Source organism: Marinobacter sp. Arc7-DN-1, from assembly GCF_003441595.1.
GTDB lineage: Bacteria > Pseudomonadota > Gammaproteobacteria > Pseudomonadales > Oleiphilaceae > Marinobacter > Marinobacter metalliresistant.
In genome coordinates this window covers 1,090,743-1,105,749 of sequence record NZ_CP031848.1, presented here as the reverse complement: position 1 = coordinate 1,105,749, position 15,007 = coordinate 1,090,743, and the positions used below count along the sequence as shown (strand labels likewise).

The 15,007-nt window shown below is 58.0% G+C and carries 14 protein-coding genes; 7 read left to right on the top strand and 7 right to left on the bottom strand.

The genetic code is table 11. From position 1 onward, the window contains the following. The first annotated feature begins 35 nt into the window (after positions 1–35). Positions 36–344 carry an MGMT family protein gene (locus tag D0851_RS05140; protein ID WP_117617658.1) on the top strand — a complete coding sequence of 103 codons (309 nt, stop codon included), beginning with the start codon at positions 36–38 and terminating at the stop codon, positions 342–344. On the opposite strand, the gene D0851_RS05135 is transcribed toward D0851_RS05140, so the two are convergent. The 3 genes from D0851_RS05135 to D0851_RS05125 form a co-directional block, all read right to left on the bottom strand. Then, entirely contained in the window at positions 301–1,485 is a 1,185-nt protein-coding gene (locus D0851_RS05135) for a type II toxin-antitoxin system HipA family toxin (protein WP_117617657.1), read from the bottom strand. The genes D0851_RS05140 and D0851_RS05135 overlap by 44 nt on opposite strands. Further along, complete coding sequence (locus tag D0851_RS05130; protein WP_117617656.1) at positions 1,475–1,717, bottom strand: helix-turn-helix domain-containing protein; 243 nt, start codon at positions 1,715–1,717, stop codon at positions 1,475–1,477. The genes D0851_RS05135 and D0851_RS05130 overlap by 11 nt, the downstream gene beginning before the upstream one ends. 122 nt (positions 1,718–1,839) lie before the next feature. Beyond that, the gene (locus D0851_RS05125) at positions 1,840–2,601 is read right to left on the bottom strand and encodes an SDR family oxidoreductase (protein ID WP_117617655.1); all 762 of its coding nucleotides are present in this window, start codon (positions 2,599–2,601) and stop codon (positions 1,840–1,842) included. A 309-nt stretch (positions 2,602–2,910) separates the two neighbouring features. Here D0851_RS05125 and D0851_RS05120 point away from each other — a divergent pair, with 309 nt between their 5' ends. The 6 genes from D0851_RS05120 to gspD all read left to right on the top strand — a co-directional run bounded on the left by D0851_RS05120 (position 2,911) and on the right by gspD (position 9,435). After that, complete coding sequence (locus D0851_RS05120; protein ID WP_117617654.1) at positions 2,911–3,453, top strand: FxsA family protein; 543 nt, start codon at positions 2,911–2,913, stop codon at positions 3,451–3,453. A gap of 194 nt (positions 3,454–3,647) precedes the next feature. Beyond that, positions 3,648–3,935 (top strand): co-chaperone GroES, encoded by a 288-nt coding sequence (gene groES, locus D0851_RS05115; RefSeq protein ID WP_011785505.1) that lies wholly within the window; start codon positions 3,648–3,650, stop codon positions 3,933–3,935. Positions 3,936–4,013: 78 nt separating this feature from the next. Next, positions 4,014–5,663, top strand: a complete 1,650-nt coding sequence (groL, locus tag D0851_RS05110; RefSeq protein WP_117617653.1) for a chaperonin GroEL — start codon at positions 4,014–4,016, stop codon at positions 5,661–5,663. Between the two features lie 133 nt (positions 5,664–5,796). Continuing rightward, positions 5,797–6,597 (top strand): type II secretion system protein N, encoded by an 801-nt coding sequence (gspN, locus tag D0851_RS05105; RefSeq protein ID WP_117617652.1) that lies wholly within the window; start codon positions 5,797–5,799, stop codon positions 6,595–6,597. Between the two features lies 1 nt (position 6,598). Further along, positions 6,599–7,453 carry a type II secretion system protein N gene (locus D0851_RS05100; protein WP_117617651.1) on the top strand — a complete coding sequence of 285 codons (855 nt, stop codon included), beginning with the start codon at positions 6,599–6,601 and terminating at the stop codon, positions 7,451–7,453. A 32-nt stretch (positions 7,454–7,485) separates the two neighbouring features. After that, positions 7,486–9,435: a type II secretion system secretin GspD gene (gspD, locus tag D0851_RS05095; RefSeq protein ID WP_117617650.1), complete on the top strand. Its 1,950-nt coding sequence runs from the start codon at positions 7,486–7,488 to the stop codon at positions 9,433–9,435. A gap of 4 nt (positions 9,436–9,439) precedes the next feature. Here gspD and D0851_RS05090 read toward each other — a convergent pair whose 3' ends face one another. The 4 genes from D0851_RS05090 to sodB all read right to left on the bottom strand — a co-directional run bounded on the left by D0851_RS05090 (position 9,440) and on the right by sodB (position 14,963). Further along, a complete protein-coding gene (locus D0851_RS05090; protein WP_117617649.1) occupies positions 9,440–11,437 on the bottom strand; it encodes a M48 family metallopeptidase in 1,998 nt (665 codons plus the stop codon). Between the two features lie 11 nt (positions 11,438–11,448). Further along, positions 11,449–12,036: a LemA family protein gene (locus tag D0851_RS05085; protein WP_117617648.1), complete on the bottom strand. Its 588-nt coding sequence runs from the start codon at positions 12,034–12,036 to the stop codon at positions 11,449–11,451. 22 nt (positions 12,037–12,058) lie between these two features. Next, the gene (locus tag D0851_RS05080; RefSeq protein WP_117617647.1) at positions 12,059–14,119 is read right to left on the bottom strand and encodes a putative bifunctional diguanylate cyclase/phosphodiesterase; all 2,061 of its coding nucleotides are present in this window, start codon (positions 14,117–14,119) and stop codon (positions 12,059–12,061) included. A gap of 265 nt (positions 14,120–14,384) precedes the next feature. Further along, on the bottom strand, positions 14,385–14,963 hold the full coding sequence (gene sodB / locus D0851_RS05075; RefSeq protein WP_117617646.1) for a superoxide dismutase [Fe]: 579 nt from the start codon (positions 14,961–14,963) through the stop codon (positions 14,385–14,387). Between the last annotated feature and the right edge of the window lie 44 nt (positions 14,964–15,007).

Here is a 15,007-nt window from a genome sequence, read left to right as displayed (position 1 = left end):
TTTTCATCTGACCCCGAGTTCAATGAGATCGTGGGATGTCTGAACCGACTAAAGATCAAAAGATCTGGCAAGTGGTATTGGCCGTTCCCAGGGGGAAGGTGGTCAGTTATGGCCAGGTAGCAGAGATGGCCGGGCTTGGTCGGCAGGCGCGGTACATCGGAAGGGCGTTGGGTAAGTTGCTAGAGGGGCATTCGGTGCCCTGGTATCGGGTGATTCGCAGTAACGGCCAGATTGCTTTTCCCGTGGGTTCAGAGAAATACCAGGAGCAGGTAAGCCGGCTTGAAGCTGAGGGTGTAGAAGTCACTCACGGGCGGGTTTCGATGTCGCGGTTTCGGTGGCAATGAGAGTATGGAGGTGATCCAGCACGTCGGCTTTTGCCCCGGCAGGTGCTCGTGAAAGCCGTTCTTCGATATAGCGCTGAACCTTGTCAATTGCCTTCAGGCACTGTTCGTATAATTCCCGCGTTCTGGCCGAGCTCAAGTCACATACCTGAATGCCAAACCGCTCTAAATGCTTTCTTGGCCACCATTTTTTGCTGCCCATAAGGGTAAGGGCCGAGATGTCCTGCCTGATGTAGGCCGTGGTGCAAACGACATCGTAGGCCGGGGCCAGTCTGATGGCATCAATGCTTTCGTAAACCAGGCCAAAGTTCTTCAGGTGGGCGTCGCCATTCTGCAGGATGTTGTTCAGGACGATCATCTTGAAAAACTGCTCCAGGGAGGCGGCTTTGTTTTCCGCGCTCACAAAGGTCTTAATGGTTTTGGCAATCTGCTCGTAGCTGCCGGTGTACTTTTCCTCCCGCTGTTTTGCCTGAAGCACGCACATGTCTTCAAAGCCCAGAGCCACACCGCTGTCTTTCAGATCGAACCGCTTCATGATGAACAGGGATTCGTCATCCGAGAGGTAGAATTCAGGGACGGGAATGCCGGCATTCTGGCAGGCTAGCATGCAGCAGTATTCATTGAGGGCCAGCTCCGGATAATCCGGGCCCCAGGCTTTAACAATGTAGTCTTCAAGGTGAAGCGTCGCCTTGTTTTCCAGTGTCGCGAGGACTTTGGGCTGTACCCCGCTCAAAGCAGAGCGAAGCGCAAACCGTGACACCAGCTCCTCGAACAGGTCGGGGTTGTCAGAGTGCAAGAGTTTTTCGAGGCTCAATGAAGTCTCGCCAGAGTGGTCATCAGGGTTGAACTCGACCCTGCCACGAATATTCGGCGCCAGGAGTCGAAGAAGCCCAAAGTCGCCGGTATCCGTAAGTTTGGCAAACTGCTTTTTGATTACCGAGAGCAGGTAGCCCTCCGGCAGATGCATCTCGAAAACCGGGTGCAGCTGGGGATGGCTATAATCCTTTTTGCGTACCGGCATGGTCAGCGAGACGAAGGCGTCGGAACTGGCTTTCTCGGAGTAACTGAAGACGTATTCGCCCGATTCGCGGAACAGCATCCCGGCAGGCCTGTGATCCACATGAACGTCCAGTTCATCGCTCATCACGCAGCTCCTCCAGGGTCGGGAACGGAGACTTCTCCCGGATGGCTAGCTCCTTGCCGAGGTAGTCGAGAATTTTCATAACCTTGCGGATGCCGATGTCGCCAGACCGGCCGTTTTCCAGCGCATTTATGGTGGCACGGGAAATGCCGAGGTGGTCGGCCATTTGTTGCTGGGAGACGCCTTGTTGTTGGCGGAGCCGTGAGATGTCATGACCGAGGGTTTGAAAGTCCATTGAAGGCCTGTTTTGGCTAAAATAATTTACATTATTATCTTTGTTTTTCGATATGTAAAGTATTTTAGCTCTCTGCCGGCTCGTCCCTGAGCTGGCCTCACTTCTCTGATGGATTTAAGGGATTACAGCCTCAGAGCCCCATCCACCTCAAGCATACGCCCGGACACATAGTCATTCTCAAAGATAAACGCCGCCGCCGAGGCGATTTCTTCTGGTTTGCCCATGCGCTTGAGCGGAATGCCGGCGATCATTTTTTCCAGGACTTCCGGTTTCATGGAGGCGGTCATTTCGGTTTCGATAAAGCCCGGAGCTATGCCTGCACAGCGGATGCCGTGGCGGGCGAGTTCCCTGGCCCAGACCGGAACCAGGGCGGAGACGCCGGCTTTGGCGGCGGAGTAGTTGCTCTGGCCCATGTTGCCGGCGCGGGAGATGGAGGCAATGTTGATGATCACACCCTGGTCGCCGTTCTTGATCATCCGGGTGGCGGCTTCGCGGCCGCAGAGGAAGACGCCGGTGAGGTTGACGTCGATCACGGCCTGCCACTGGGACAGTTCCATGCGCCGCTCAACTTTGCACTCTTTGGCTTTGACCATCAGGCAGTCGCGGAGGATGCCGGCGTTGTTGATCAGACCATTGAGGTGGCCGAAGTCTTTGATGATGGCTTCGAAGGTTTTCTCGACGTCTTCTTCTTTCGCCACGTTGCAAATGTAGCTTTTTGCCTCTGAACCGGCGGCTTTGCAGGCGGCGACGGCTTCGTCCAGTTTTTCCGGCATCAGGTCGATCAACGCGACTTTTGTGCCTTTGGAGGCAAGGTGTTCAGCCATGGCACGGCCCAGACCCTGGCCGCCACCGGTAATCGCAATCACGGAATCTTGAAGTTTCATGTTTTGCCCTAACTAAATTGAATGAGGTTCAGCAGTTTCTGTGTGCCTGTATCTCTACGCAAACCAGAGACAAAAGTTTTTTAAGTGTGCGGCCCGCACCTTGCCACGTGCGCGTCATCGGGTAAGAGGCTTGTGGAATGTTGGAGGCCATGGATGGCCGGAAACAAGCGTACATGGACGTACTCGCAGCGGTTCCACAAGCCTCTTACCCGGTGACGCGCTAACTCACAATGCCGGACCGCATTCTCATTTTGAGGGCTGCGAGTATACCAGACCTTCTGAAATTCCTGTTCAGACCCTGAGGTCCCGATGTCTGTGTTTCTTTTCTTATTCATTATCATGCCGATTGCCGAGATGGCGGTATTGATCAAAGTGGGCGGCATGATTGGTGTACTGAACACCGTGGGGCTGGTGTTGCTGACGGCAGTTATTGGCGCCTGGCTTTTGCGCCAGCAGGGACTGGCAACACTGTTGAAGGCCAACCAGCGTCTGAACAGTGGTGAACTGCCCGCCAGGGAGGTTGCCGAAGGTCTGATTCTGGCTGTTGGTGGTGCCTTGCTGCTTACGCCGGGGTTCATCACCGATACCGTCGGCTTTTTGTGCCTGATCCCGGGAACCCGTCACTGGCTGGCGGCCCAGGCGCTGAAGCGGATGGTGGTGGCTGGCCGGAGCAGGAGTTTCCATTTCCGTTCCGGAGGTGGTTCGAATCCCTTCGGGCAGGATCCGTTTGGTGGCCGGGAAAACCCGTTCGGGCAGCAAAGTCCGTTTGATCGGGACAGCAACGGTGACATTATCGAAGGCGAGTATCAGGACGAGACGGAATCCGATCGCGACCGGATCGAAAAAAAGTGAAAAATTTTTCTCTCGGGGTGTTGAAAACCCCTACCTGCTACCCCACATAGGAACCACAAGTTCGCCGCGGGCTTATAATCTCTGAAAAACAGATGGTTAGCAGCCGGGCAATTTGTCGGATTATGCTTCGCTAATCCGACCTACAACAGCAAATGTCATTGCCACATCAATCTGACTATTGGAGAAACCGAGCAATGAAAATTCGTCCGCTACACGATCGTGTTGTCGTGCGCCGTAAGGAAGAAGAAGAGAAAACTGCAGGTGGCATCGTGCTGCCAGGCAACGCCAAGGAAAAGCCGTCCCAGGGTGAGGTAATTGCCGTGGGCAATGGCCGTATCCTCGATAACGGTGAGACCCGTGCACTGGCGGTCAAGGTGGGTGACACCGTGGTTTTCGGTCAATACGCCGGTAATACCGTAAAGGTTGACGGTGAAGAGCTCCTGATTATGAGCGAGAACGACATCTACGGCGTGCTTGAGTGATCGCATAAGCGACCGGCACGAACTCTCATTATTCCGACTGACTCAACAACTTCGGTTTAACGAACAGGAATAGAAGACATGGCAGCAAAAGACGTTAAATTCGGTGATAGCGCTCGTAAGCGCATGGTCGCAGGCGTCAACGTTCTGGCAGACGCGGTTAAGGTGACCCTCGGCCCGAAAGGCCGTAACGTGGTTCTGGAAAAATCCTTTGGCTCGCCAACCATCACCAAAGATGGTGTTTCCGTAGCCAAGGAAATCGAGCTGAAAGACAAGTTCGAGAACATGGGTGCGCAGATGGTCAAGGAAGTTGCTTCCCAGACCAATGACACTGCAGGCGACGGCACCACTACCGCGACCGTTCTGGCCCAATCCATTGTCAACGAGGGTGTTAAGGCCGTTACTGCCGGCATGAACCCGATGGATCTGAAGCGTGGTATCGACAAGGCCACTGCCCAAGCCGTGAAGGCTATCCGTGAGATGGCCAAGCCGTGCGACGACAACCGCAACATTGCCCAGGTAGGCACTATCTCTGCCAACGGCGACGAGGCCATCGGCAAGATCATCGCTGATGCCATGGAGCGTGTTGGTAAGGAAGGCGTGATCACTGTCGAGGAAGGCCGTGGCCTGGAAGATGAGCTGGACGTGGTTGAAGGCATGCAGTTCGACCGTGGTTTCCTGTCTCCGTACTTCATCAACAACCAGGACAACATGTCTGCCGAGCTGGATGACCCGTACATCCTGCTGGTCGACAAGAAGATCTCCAACATCCGCGAATTGCTGCCGGTGCTGGAATCTGTAGCGAAAGCTGGCAAGCCGCTGATGATCATCGCTGAAGACATCGAAGGCGAAGCGCTGGCAACTCTGGTTGTGAACAACATGCGTGGCATCGTGAAGGTGTCAGCTGTGAAGGCGCCCGGCTTCGGTGATCGCCGCAAGGAAATGCTGCAGGACATCGCGATCCTGACTGGTGGTACTGTGATTTCCGAGGAAGTAGGTCTGTCTCTGGAGAACACCTCTCTGGACGACCTGGGCACTGCCAGGCGCGTCAACATTACCAAGGAAAACACCACGGTAATTGGCGGTGCCGGTGGCCAGGCGGATATCGAAGCCCGCGTTGAGCAGATCCGCCGGCAGATCGAAGACAGCTCTTCCGATTACGACAAGGAAAAGCTGCAGGAGCGGGTTGCCAAGCTGGCGGGCGGTGTTGCCGTCATCAAGGTGGGCGCCGGTTCCGAAGTGGAAATGAAAGAGAAGAAAGCCCGCGTTGAGGACGCGCTGCACTCTACCCGCGCTGCGGTCGAAGAGGGCATCGTGCCTGGTGGCGGTGTAACCCTGATCCGTGCCATCGCGGCGCTGGACAAGGTGGATGCCCTCAACGAAGAGCAGAAAGCCGGTGTCAACATCCTGCGCCGTGCCATGGAAGCGCCGCTGCGCCAGATCGTGTACAACGCAGGTGGCGAGTCTTCTGTTGTGGTTGCCAAGGTTCGCGAAGGCGAAGGTGCCTTTGGCTACAACGCGGCTACCGAAGCGTACGGCGACATGCTGGAAATGGGTATCCTGGATCCTGCCAAGGTGACCCGTTCCGCGCTGCAGGCTGCGGCTTCCGTTGCGTCCCTGATCATCACCACCGAGGCGATGATTGCAGACCAGCCGGAAGACGAGAAAGCCGGTGGTATGCCGGACATGGGTGGCATGGGCGGAATGGGAGGCATGGGCGGCATGATGTAGTGCCGGCCTGATCCTGGCCCCTTAAAAACCCCGCGCTGGTTCACACTGGCGCGGGGTTTTTGTTTTTTTGTCATGAACTTGCGCCATGCCTTTGCTAGACTCGGCTTCCGGTCCATTTTCTGTGTGTAGCTGAATGAGTGACGCTGAACCAACGTCTTTTCTCCGCCCCGGCAAGGTGTTTTTGCTTCTGTTGCTGGGCGCTCTGGTTTATCTGTTGTCACTGGTGTTTCTGGTACCCGCCGGCTGGGTCTGGCAGCGGGTGTCTGCCCAGGTGCCGCTGCCGGCCCAGGTGCAGGTCCGGCAGGTGGCCGGCAGGCTTTGGGATGGCGAGGCTGGTGTGATTGTGGCGGGTTTTCCGCTGCGTGTGGACTGGCGCCTGCACCTGCCCTCCGTTACCCGCCTGGAACTGCCGCTCAGGATTTCCGTGGAATCGTCACAATCTTCGCTGGATGGTGATGTTACGATCGGATGGCCGGCCAGCGCCCGAATGAACGCACGCGGGCAAGTGGCGGTTGCTGAATTTGAGGGGCTTATCCGCCAGAGTGGCGGCGCGATGATTGAGGGTGCGGTGACCATTGACCGTCTTGAAATGGCGTGGGCGGACAACCGGATTACCCGGGCTGAAGGCCTCGGGCGCTGGGGTGGCGGGCTGGTTACCTGGCCCATGGGCGATCAGCGAGGCCAGGCTGAATTCCCGCCGATGCAGGCGACACTGGATACGGTCGATAACAGCCGCGGTGGTGTGGCCCTGACCGTCGCCGAGCAGGGTGGAGAAGGCCCGGCGGCGGATGCAACGATATTCTGGAACGGGATGATGGAGTTGCGTGTCTACAAACGCATGGTGGATCTGGCCGGCCAGCCGTGGCCGGACTCCGCCAGCCCGGGGGACGTCGTGTTCCGGGTGCGGCAGCCGCTTATCCCGGGGGCAAGATAGTATGGCCCTGCTGAGCGCCCAGGCCCAGAGCCGAATTTCGCGGGCTGTCGCGAACCTGCTGCTGGTGGCGTTGGTGCTCTACCTGGGGGTAGCCATGGCCCGGGTTACCTGGCTGGTTGCCTGGGACGACAGGCCGGTTCCCCGTGCGCCGGTATCGGACGGCGCAGGTAATCTGGCAACGGGCGGTCCCATGACAGGGTCCATGGCCATCTACGATTTCTTCGGTCGCTCAGGGCGGGCAGTGGAGGTCGCTGAGGCCGTTCGCCGTTCGGCACCGGAGACCCGTCTGAGACTTCGGCTCGAAGGCGTTCTGGTTGCGCAGCGTCCGGAGGACTCCGGTGCTATAGTTGCAGGAAGCAATGGTGAGACAGCGTATTACCGGGTGGGAGAGGTGTTGCCCGGTAATGCCGAACTCGCTGAAGTAGAACCGGGGCGTGTGCTGATTCGCCGGGGAGCGCGTTATGAATCGCTTACCTTTGAAGAATCGGTGTCCCCGGACCTGGTTGCAGAGGTAGCGGCGAGGCCGGCAGACTCCTCTCCCGATGTGTTTCTGGCCAACGCCCGTGAACAGATTGATAGCCAGGGCATGGCGGCACTTGCACCCTTTGGGCTTGGCCCGGTGGATGAGAGCGGCATGTCCGGGTATGTATATGACGGCTCTAACGCCATGCTGAATGCCGTTAATCTGCAGGCCGGTGACGTGATTACCGCCATCAACGGTCAGCGGCTGGGTGATATCGATCAGGACAAGGCCTTGCTTGAGAACTGGCGTGACCAGTCTCAGTTGGAGATAGAAATAGAGCGTGACGGATCCATCCTCACCATCAGTTATGCCATACCCGAGCAGTGGCGCTGACCGGGTTCATCGAAACAGGAAGAAATCGCCAGATGTATAACCACAAGACCAATCTGTTACGGGCCATTGCTCTGCTTATTTTGATGCCGATGATGTCATTGGCGTACGGGCAGGAAGAAACCTGGCGGCTGAACCTGAAGGATGCGGATATCCGTGCCTTTGTCACCCAGGTGGCGGACATTACCGGTTACAGTTTTGTGGTGGATCCGAGGGTGAAGGGCAAGGTGACGGTGCTTTCCAGCGCACCCATGAACAAGGATGAGATTTACGACCTGTTCCTGGCCGTTCTGAACGTACACGGCTTTACCGCAATTCCCGGCGAGGAGGTGATCAAGGTGGTGCAGCAGGTGGACGCCAAGCAGTCCGCTGAAATCCTGTCCCGCTTCGAGGAAACACCCTCGGAACAACTGATTACCCGGGTTATTCAGATTGATAACGCCAACGCCCTCGAACTGGTGCCGATTCTTCGGCCGCTGGTCGCGAAGTACGGGCACCTGGCCGGTGTCGCTGCCGCCAACGCCCTGATCATCAGCGATCACTCTTCCAACATCGCGCGTATTGAACAGATTGTCCGGGAGCTGGACAGCCCCTCTAAATACGAGGTTGAAGTTATCCAGCTTCAGGAGGCCTGGGTTGGCGACATGGTTACCCTGTTGCAGGAACTGGCGCCGGATGAGCTCGGGCGTGCCGGCGGCGACAATGCCGCAAGGAAATACAGTGTAACCGCCGATGAGCGCAGCAACCGGCTTATTCTCAGGGGCGATGAGACCTTCCGGGACAAGATGCGCGGCCTGATCCGGCAACTGGACCAGCCCTCGGCCTCCGGCGGCACCACCAAGGTTCTGAGGCTTAAGCATGCGGATGCCAAGAATCTGACGGAGATTCTCAAGGGTGTCATGGGCGAGCTGGTCAAGGAAGGCGCCGGTTCCGGAGGTGCGGCGGGTGGCGCTAAGCCGCAAAGCAGCTTTGCTGTGTTCGCGGACGAAGGGCTGAACGCCCTGGTGGTCCGCGGCGAGCCCTCCCTGATGCAGGAAGCTGAGCAAATCGTCGCTGCCCTGGACGTGCGCCGGGCCCAGGTGATGATTGAGGCGGCGATTGTCGAAATCAGCGATGAGCTGGGGCAGGATCTGGGGGTTCAGGTGGCCGTCGGTGATGAGTCCGGAGAGTCCACGCCGGTGGCCGGCACCAACTTTGGTAATGTTGGTCGCAGCCTGGGTGAGGTGCTTAGCGCGATTCTCACCGGGTCTGCCATCACGCCGGCCGCCGGAGGCATCACCGTCGGGGCCGGCCAGCGAAACGAGAATGGCGTCAGCTGGGGCGTCCTGCTGCAGGCGCTCTCTACGTCAGCTGCCGCGAACCTGCTCTCCACCCCCAGCATCATTACCCTGGACAACCAGGAATCGGAGATCATCGTGGGCCAGAATGTCCCGTTCCGCACTGGCCAGTCGACGGTTGTCGGTGACGGCACCACTAACCCGTTCACCACCATAGAGCGTCGTGATATCGGCCTGACGCTCAAGGTGACCCCGACCATCAGCGCAGACGGGCTGGTGCGTCTGGTGGTCGAGCAGACCACCGAAAGCGTTGCTGACAGCATCGAGGATGCCTCGGATATTGTAACCAACAAGCGGGAAATCAAGACCACTGTACTGGCCGATGATGGTGAGACCATCGTGCTGGGCGGGCTGACCCGGGACGACTACCAGGTCAACAAGAGTAAGGTTCCGTTGCTTGGCGACATTCCGTATCTGGGGCGGCTGTTTTCGTCGGAATCAGAACGGCGTGTGAAGCGTAACCTGCTGGTGTTCCTGCGCCCGAAGATTATGTTGGGCAAAGAGGAAGCCGTTGCCGCGACCAGCGACAAGTTCAACAGGCTTTGGGATGTGAACCTGGATATCCGCGAGAAGCTTGGCATGCCAACTCCCCAGCAGCACCCCTCCGTTGATGCGCTGTTTGAAGAGGGAAACACCCGGGTTCAGTAAGTCCTCAGACAGTCAGTGGCGGCATCGGACAATCCATCTGATCCGCCACCAGTCGCATCAGCTCATATTCCCGGGTCTCAACCTTGCCATCGTGGGTGATGCAGTGCCCGCAGGCATCGATCACCGCAGGCTTCAGCAAGGGGGACAGGCCGTTAAGAGCGGTCAGGGCTTCCCGTAGCTGGCGCATGGTGACCTTCTCCAGCACCGGCTGGCTTCCATTACGAGTATCCATAAAGCCCGCCATCGCTTCCCGGTAAAGCGTTTCAGCGTCGGCCTGGGAGGGCGAGCCTGCGCGAGCCAGCAAGCTCAGAAGCCTTTGCAGGGCTGGTATTACGGGCCTGTAGCTTTTAAAACGAACAGGGACCACTCTGTCTGCCTCGGCACCCAGGTGCCGGGACAGGAAGCTGGTCAGCGCCAGCTCAAACAGGCTAACCCGGTTATCCGCCGCCACCAGTTTCTGAACGTTGGTAATCAGCCCTTCCCGCTCTTCCGGATCCAGCTTGCGCAGAGCTGGCATGGCCAGCTCGAGGGCCGGGAACCGGACACCGTCGCCAATGGTCTTCAGGGCGGGCAGCAGTTTTTTCAGCAGATCCGGCTGGCTGCCCAGTACCGGGTGAGGGGGTAGCAGGGTGAGCCTCTGCACCTGCTGTTCCCGGGAAAGTTCACTGATCAGCATGGCATAGCAAAGCTGCACAGCGCCGGCCCGGGTGTACAAGAGATTCCGGAAGGTGGCCGGGAGCCGGCTCAGAAAGCGGAGGGCGAAATCCTCGCTTTGCCGGTTGATGGTGCCAACCTGGTCTGAAAATTTCCGGGCTGGCTTCGTTGGTGCTTCAGTGCCGGAAGCCAGTGGCGATGTTCGCGCGCCTTTTCCGGATACTGGCCCGAGTATTTCCGGGGTGGCTCCGGTGAATCCCGACGTTCCAGCCGCGGGTGCCGGGCCTGAACTCCGGTAAAGATCAGCCCCCGGCTCGGTGTCCCGGAGCCGGCTGCGCAGTCTGGCCAGCATGCCGGGCTGAATCGCGTTAATGCGTTCATCGATAGGAGGATGGGACGCCAGCAGGGCGGTAAATTTCATTCGGGCGCTTTCGCCAAAACACATATGGTTCATATCGCTGGCGTGGCTGGTGGTGTCCAGGTATCCGCCCTTCAGGCCAATCTTGAACAGCGCTCCCGCGATGCCTTCCGGGTTGCGGGTGAACTGAACGGATGAGGCATCTGCCAGCATTTCCCGTTGCCGCGAGACTGCCGCCTGAATAAGCCGGCCGAAGAAAACCCCCACGTAGCCAATCACAAACAGCGCCAGGCCGATGATGCCCATGGCGGCCTGGGCCCGCCCGTCCCGGGACCGTCCGACCCGGTGGCCCCGGTGGAAGGAGGCCCGAAGCAGGAAACCGCCAATCTGACCGATCATCAGAATGCCGGCAAGCAGGGCAATAAGGCGCACGTTCAGCCGCATGTCGCCGTTAAAGATGTGGCTGAACTCGTGGGCGACAACGCCCTGGAGCTCGTCCCGCGACAGCTGGGTGATGGCGCCATGGGTGACCACCATCACCGCTTCGCCGGGCGTGTAGCCGGCCACGAAGGCGTTGATGCCGGTTTCCTGGTCCATTACGTAGAGCTCTGGTACAGGTACGCCGCTGGCGATGGCCATTTCCTCGACAATGTTGCGCAGTTTGCGCTCGTCGCTGTCGCGGGTGTCCGGGTCAACTGGCCGCGCGCCCACCATTTTCGCAACCCGGCTGCCGCCACCGGCCAGATCGACCCAGCGCAGCAGGGAGCCGAGACCAATCAGCAGCACGACCGTTACGGCCGTTAACAGCCCGTGACTGGAAGGCAGCCAGCGATGAAAGGCGAGGCCGGAGGATTCGCTGCGGGTAACGAAGTAACCCACGAGAGCAACCGCCAGGGTGATAAAGGCGACCGCTGTGATGAACAGGAGTACCAGCAGGCTGGTGTTGCGCCGGGCATGGGCCTGGCGCTGAAAGAAACCGGGATGAGCCATGCCTCAGGGCCTCAGAAGGCCACTTTCGGGGCCTGGCGGGCTTCCGGTGAATCCAGTTCCAGCTGAGCGGTTTCCTTGAAGGCAAACATGCCCGAAATGATGTTGTTGGGGAACTGCTCCCGGAAAATGTTGTAGCTCATAACGCCATCGTTATAGGCCTGGCGGGCGAAGGCAACCCGGTTCTCGGTGCTGGACAGCTCTTCCATCAGTTGCTGGATGGTCTCGTTGGCTTTCAGCTCCGGGTAGTTCTCCGCAACGGCATAAAAGTTGGCGAGGGCCTTGGTCAGGAGATTTTCCGCACTACCGAGCCGTTGGATCCTGGTGCCGTCACCGGGATCCCTGGCGGCGTCTTTCTGGGCACTGACTGCGTTGTTACGGGCTTCCATGACCTGGGTGAGGGTGCTCTTCTCGTGGGTAAGGTAGGCCTTGGCAGCCTCAACCAGATTTGGAATCAGGTCGTGGCGACGCTGCAACTGCACATCAATCTGGGCAAAGCCGTTTTTGAATTGATTACGCAGGGAAACCAGGCGGTTGTAGATAAAGGCCAGATAGATTATGACGACGGCAATAACAATCAGGCCAATGACGGTAGTTCCCATGGCAACTCCTCAGGGTGATGAATCAGGCGTTATTTTCCACGATTTGCTTGTGAAAACCTTTTACAAAAGTCTCAAAATCTTTCGGTAGAAGCGGTTTGCTGAAGTAGTAACCCTGCGCCAGCTGGCATCCGCGCTGGCTGAGATAGTACTCCTGCTCTGCGGTTTCCACGCCCTCCGCAACCACGGACAGGTTCAGGCTCCTGCCCAGATCAATGATGGTGTTGGCAATTCGGGTATCTTCCTCGTTCACCAGTAGATCGCGAATGAACTGCTTGTCGATTTTCAGGTGCTGAACCGGCATCTGCTTGAGGTAAGTGAGAGACGAATAACCGGTGCCGAAATCGTCCACGGCAATGCTGATGCCTGCCTTGTGCAAGCGGTGCAGTTTGGCCACGGCATCCGAAAGGTTGGTCATGAAGCTGGTTTCGGTCACTTCCAGCTCCAGCCTGCCGGCGGGGATTTTGTGCCGCTTCAGAGTATCGAGAATGTCGTCAACGATGGTTTCCTGGCGTAACTGAACCGCCGAGAGATTAACGGCAATGCGCAGCGGGGAGCCATCGGACGCCCATCGGGCCGCCTGCCAGCAGGCCTGGTTCAGTACCCATTGGCCGATCTCGACGATGGAACCGTTGGATTCGGCCACGGGAATGAAAAAGTCGGGTGGTACCAGACCACGGGTCGGGTGCTCCCATCTTAGCAGTGCCTCGGCACCGATCACCCGTTTGCTCTCCAGGTTGATCTGGGGCTGGTAGACCAGATGGAACTGGTGATTGGACTGGGCCTGGGAAAGCTCTTTTTCCAGTTGTTTCCTGTCCCGGATTTCCTGGTCAATACTGGCTATGTAGAACTGGAAGTGATTGTGCCCGTTTTGCTTGGCCAGGGTCATGGTCTGTTCGGCACTCTGGAGCAGCCGGTCGGCCCGGTCGGTATCGGAGGGGAACAGCGCAATGCCCATGGTTGCGGTCATGGTGACGTTCTGGTCGTCAACCAGCATCGGACTACTGATGCTGGCAAGGATGCGTTCGGCGGTGTCGGCGGCCTGGAATCCGTCCCGGAGGCCTTTTTCAACAATCACGAACTGGTCACTGCCCAGGCGGGCAATGGTAAAGCGGGCGTTATCGAGTTTGCTGGTAAGCCGGTCGGCCATCGTTTGCAGAATGAGATCACCGGTGCGGAAACCGCATTGCTCGTTCACGGATTTGAAATCGTCAATGCCGCAGACAATCAGGGACAGCGAGGTATTCCGTTTGTTGGCCTCTTCAATGTCCCGAATCAGCAATTCCATAAACGTATCGCGGCTGGGCAGGCCGGTTAGCTGGTCATAGCGAGACAGGCGGCTGACCCTGTCCTCGGCTTCCCGGTGGCGTGTCTGGCTGTCGCCAATGGCGACAAGGAGATTGTTGGTAACGTTCACCCAAAGGCCGAGCTCATCGCTCTGGTGGCCGGAGGGGGTGATTACCAGACGATCGTCCGGGTGGGCCGGATCAACCTGCTTCACGGAGCGGACAATTCTCAGCAGTGGCCGGGTGAGTAGCAGGTGGAACACATAGAACAGCACCAAGCCCAGAATAAGAGCGGTGGCTATGCCTGAGGCAAAGGTGACGGCAGCCCGGTCCAGCCAGGTGCCTGCCGCGGGTGCGGTGTCGTAGCGAACATCCAGGTAGCCGTAAATCGTCTCCGGGCTTCCTTCCCGGATCAGCGGCTCGCGAAACAGCCGCTCGGTGCCAAAAATCGGGTCGGTCACGGGTCTGAAGGCAGTCTCCTGTAGGGGGCGGTTGCGACTGCCCAGGGGCTCGCCTTCCGGATGGGCGATGTGGGCCTTGTGAATGGCTTCCTTGGCAAAAAGACCGTCGACCACCTGCTGGGCCAGTTCAGCATCAATGCTGAAGACGGCCTGGGCGGCTGCGTCTTTCACCATGGCAATGGTCTGGCGGGCGTCGTGGTCCAGACCCCTGGACACGCGCCGGGCGTCCAGGATCACCTGAACGGTGCTGACAATAACACCACTGACAAGGGCCACGGCAAGGATCCACCGTAAGATTCGATAGCCCAGGCGATGTTCAACCTCGAAGGAGTTTTGCATTCAGCCCTGTCTTTAATCCGGTTTTTTCAGGACGACAGCGTCGCGTAGGGGGCGATGCGCTCGGAGTCTCACCCTGATGGTTACTTGTATGTATGGTTCAGAGTTGGCGTAACTTCGTAGAGTATCGGTGATTTTTCCAAAGATTTCAGTGCGCGGTTGTGTCAATTTGTAATTGTTTCTGGGTGACAGATACACGAACGCCCGCGCAGGGCGGGCGTTCGTGTGCTGCCGCTTTTTACGGCTACACTTGGAAGTCTGGCTTCGATCAGGCCAGGTTTTCGTTCACGAAATCCCAGTTGACCAGGTTCCAGAAAGCTTCCAGGTAATTCGGGCGGGAGTTGCGATAGTCGATGTAGTACGCATGCTCCCACACGTCGACAGTCAGCACCGGCTTGTCGGCACCGGTCAGCGGGGTTTCCGCGTTGCTGGTGTTGGCAATCGCAACGCTGCCGTCAGCTTTCTTCACCAGCCAGGTCCAGCCGGAGCCGAAGTTGTTGGCGGCCTTGTCGTTGAACTCTTTCTTGAAGTCTTCGAAAGAACCAAAGGCTTTTTCGATGGCTTCCCTGGCAGCGCCGGTCGGCTCACCGCCACCGTTCGGGCTCAGGCAGTGCCAGTAGAAAGTGTGGTTCCAAACCTGCGCCGCGTTGTTGAACAGCGGGCCGCTGGCGCTCTTGATGATGTCTTCAAGAGACTTGTTGGCGTTGTCGGTACCTTCTACCAGGCCATTCAGCTTGGTGACGTAAGTGTTGTGGTGCTTGCCGTAATGGTACTCAAGGGTTTCCTCAGAGATGTGCGGTTCCAGTGCGTTTTTTTCATAAGGCAGTGCGGGAAGTTCAAATGCCATGAGGTCGTTCTCCCTGTCTCTCTGTTTATGTGGATGTACGTAAA

What these genes read in the sequence shown, in the direction of transcription:
- D0851_RS05080 (WP_117617647.1), bottom strand. Translation starts at nt 14,119, where the DNA reads ATGCAAAACTCCTTCGAGGTTGAACATCGCCTGGGCTATCGAATCTTA.
- D0851_RS05090 (WP_117617649.1), bottom strand. Translation starts at nt 11,437, where the DNA reads ATGGCTCATCCCGGTTTCTTTCAGCGCCAGGCCCATGCCCGGCGCAAC.
- D0851_RS05100 (WP_117617651.1), top strand. Translation starts at nt 6,599, where the DNA reads ATGGCCCTGCTGAGCGCCCAGGCCCAGAGCCGAATTTCGCGGGCTGTC.
- D0851_RS05125 (WP_117617655.1), bottom strand. Translation starts at nt 2,601, where the DNA reads ATGAAACTTCAAGATTCCGTGATTGCGATTACCGGTGGCGGCCAGGGT.
- gspN (WP_117617652.1), top strand. Translation starts at nt 5,797, where the DNA reads ATGAGTGACGCTGAACCAACGTCTTTTCTCCGCCCCGGCAAGGTGTTT.
- gspD (WP_117617650.1), top strand. Translation starts at nt 7,486, where the DNA reads ATGTATAACCACAAGACCAATCTGTTACGGGCCATTGCTCTGCTTATT.
- groL (WP_117617653.1), top strand. Translation starts at nt 4,014, where the DNA reads ATGGCAGCAAAAGACGTTAAATTCGGTGATAGCGCTCGTAAGCGCATG.
- sodB (WP_117617646.1), bottom strand. Translation starts at nt 14,963, where the DNA reads ATGGCATTTGAACTTCCCGCACTGCCTTATGAAAAAAACGCACTGGAA.
- D0851_RS05120 (WP_117617654.1), top strand. Translation starts at nt 2,911, where the DNA reads ATGTCTGTGTTTCTTTTCTTATTCATTATCATGCCGATTGCCGAGATG.
- groES (WP_011785505.1), top strand. Translation starts at nt 3,648, where the DNA reads ATGAAAATTCGTCCGCTACACGATCGTGTTGTCGTGCGCCGTAAGGAA.
- D0851_RS05140 (WP_117617658.1), top strand. Translation starts at nt 36, where the DNA reads ATGTCTGAACCGACTAAAGATCAAAAGATCTGGCAAGTGGTATTGGCC.
- D0851_RS05130 (WP_117617656.1), bottom strand. Translation starts at nt 1,717, where the DNA reads ATGGACTTTCAAACCCTCGGTCATGACATCTCACGGCTCCGCCAACAA.
- D0851_RS05085 (WP_117617648.1), bottom strand. Translation starts at nt 12,036, where the DNA reads ATGGGAACTACCGTCATTGGCCTGATTGTTATTGCCGTCGTCATAATC.
- D0851_RS05135 (WP_117617657.1), bottom strand. Translation starts at nt 1,485, where the DNA reads ATGAGCGATGAACTGGACGTTCATGTGGATCACAGGCCTGCCGGGATG.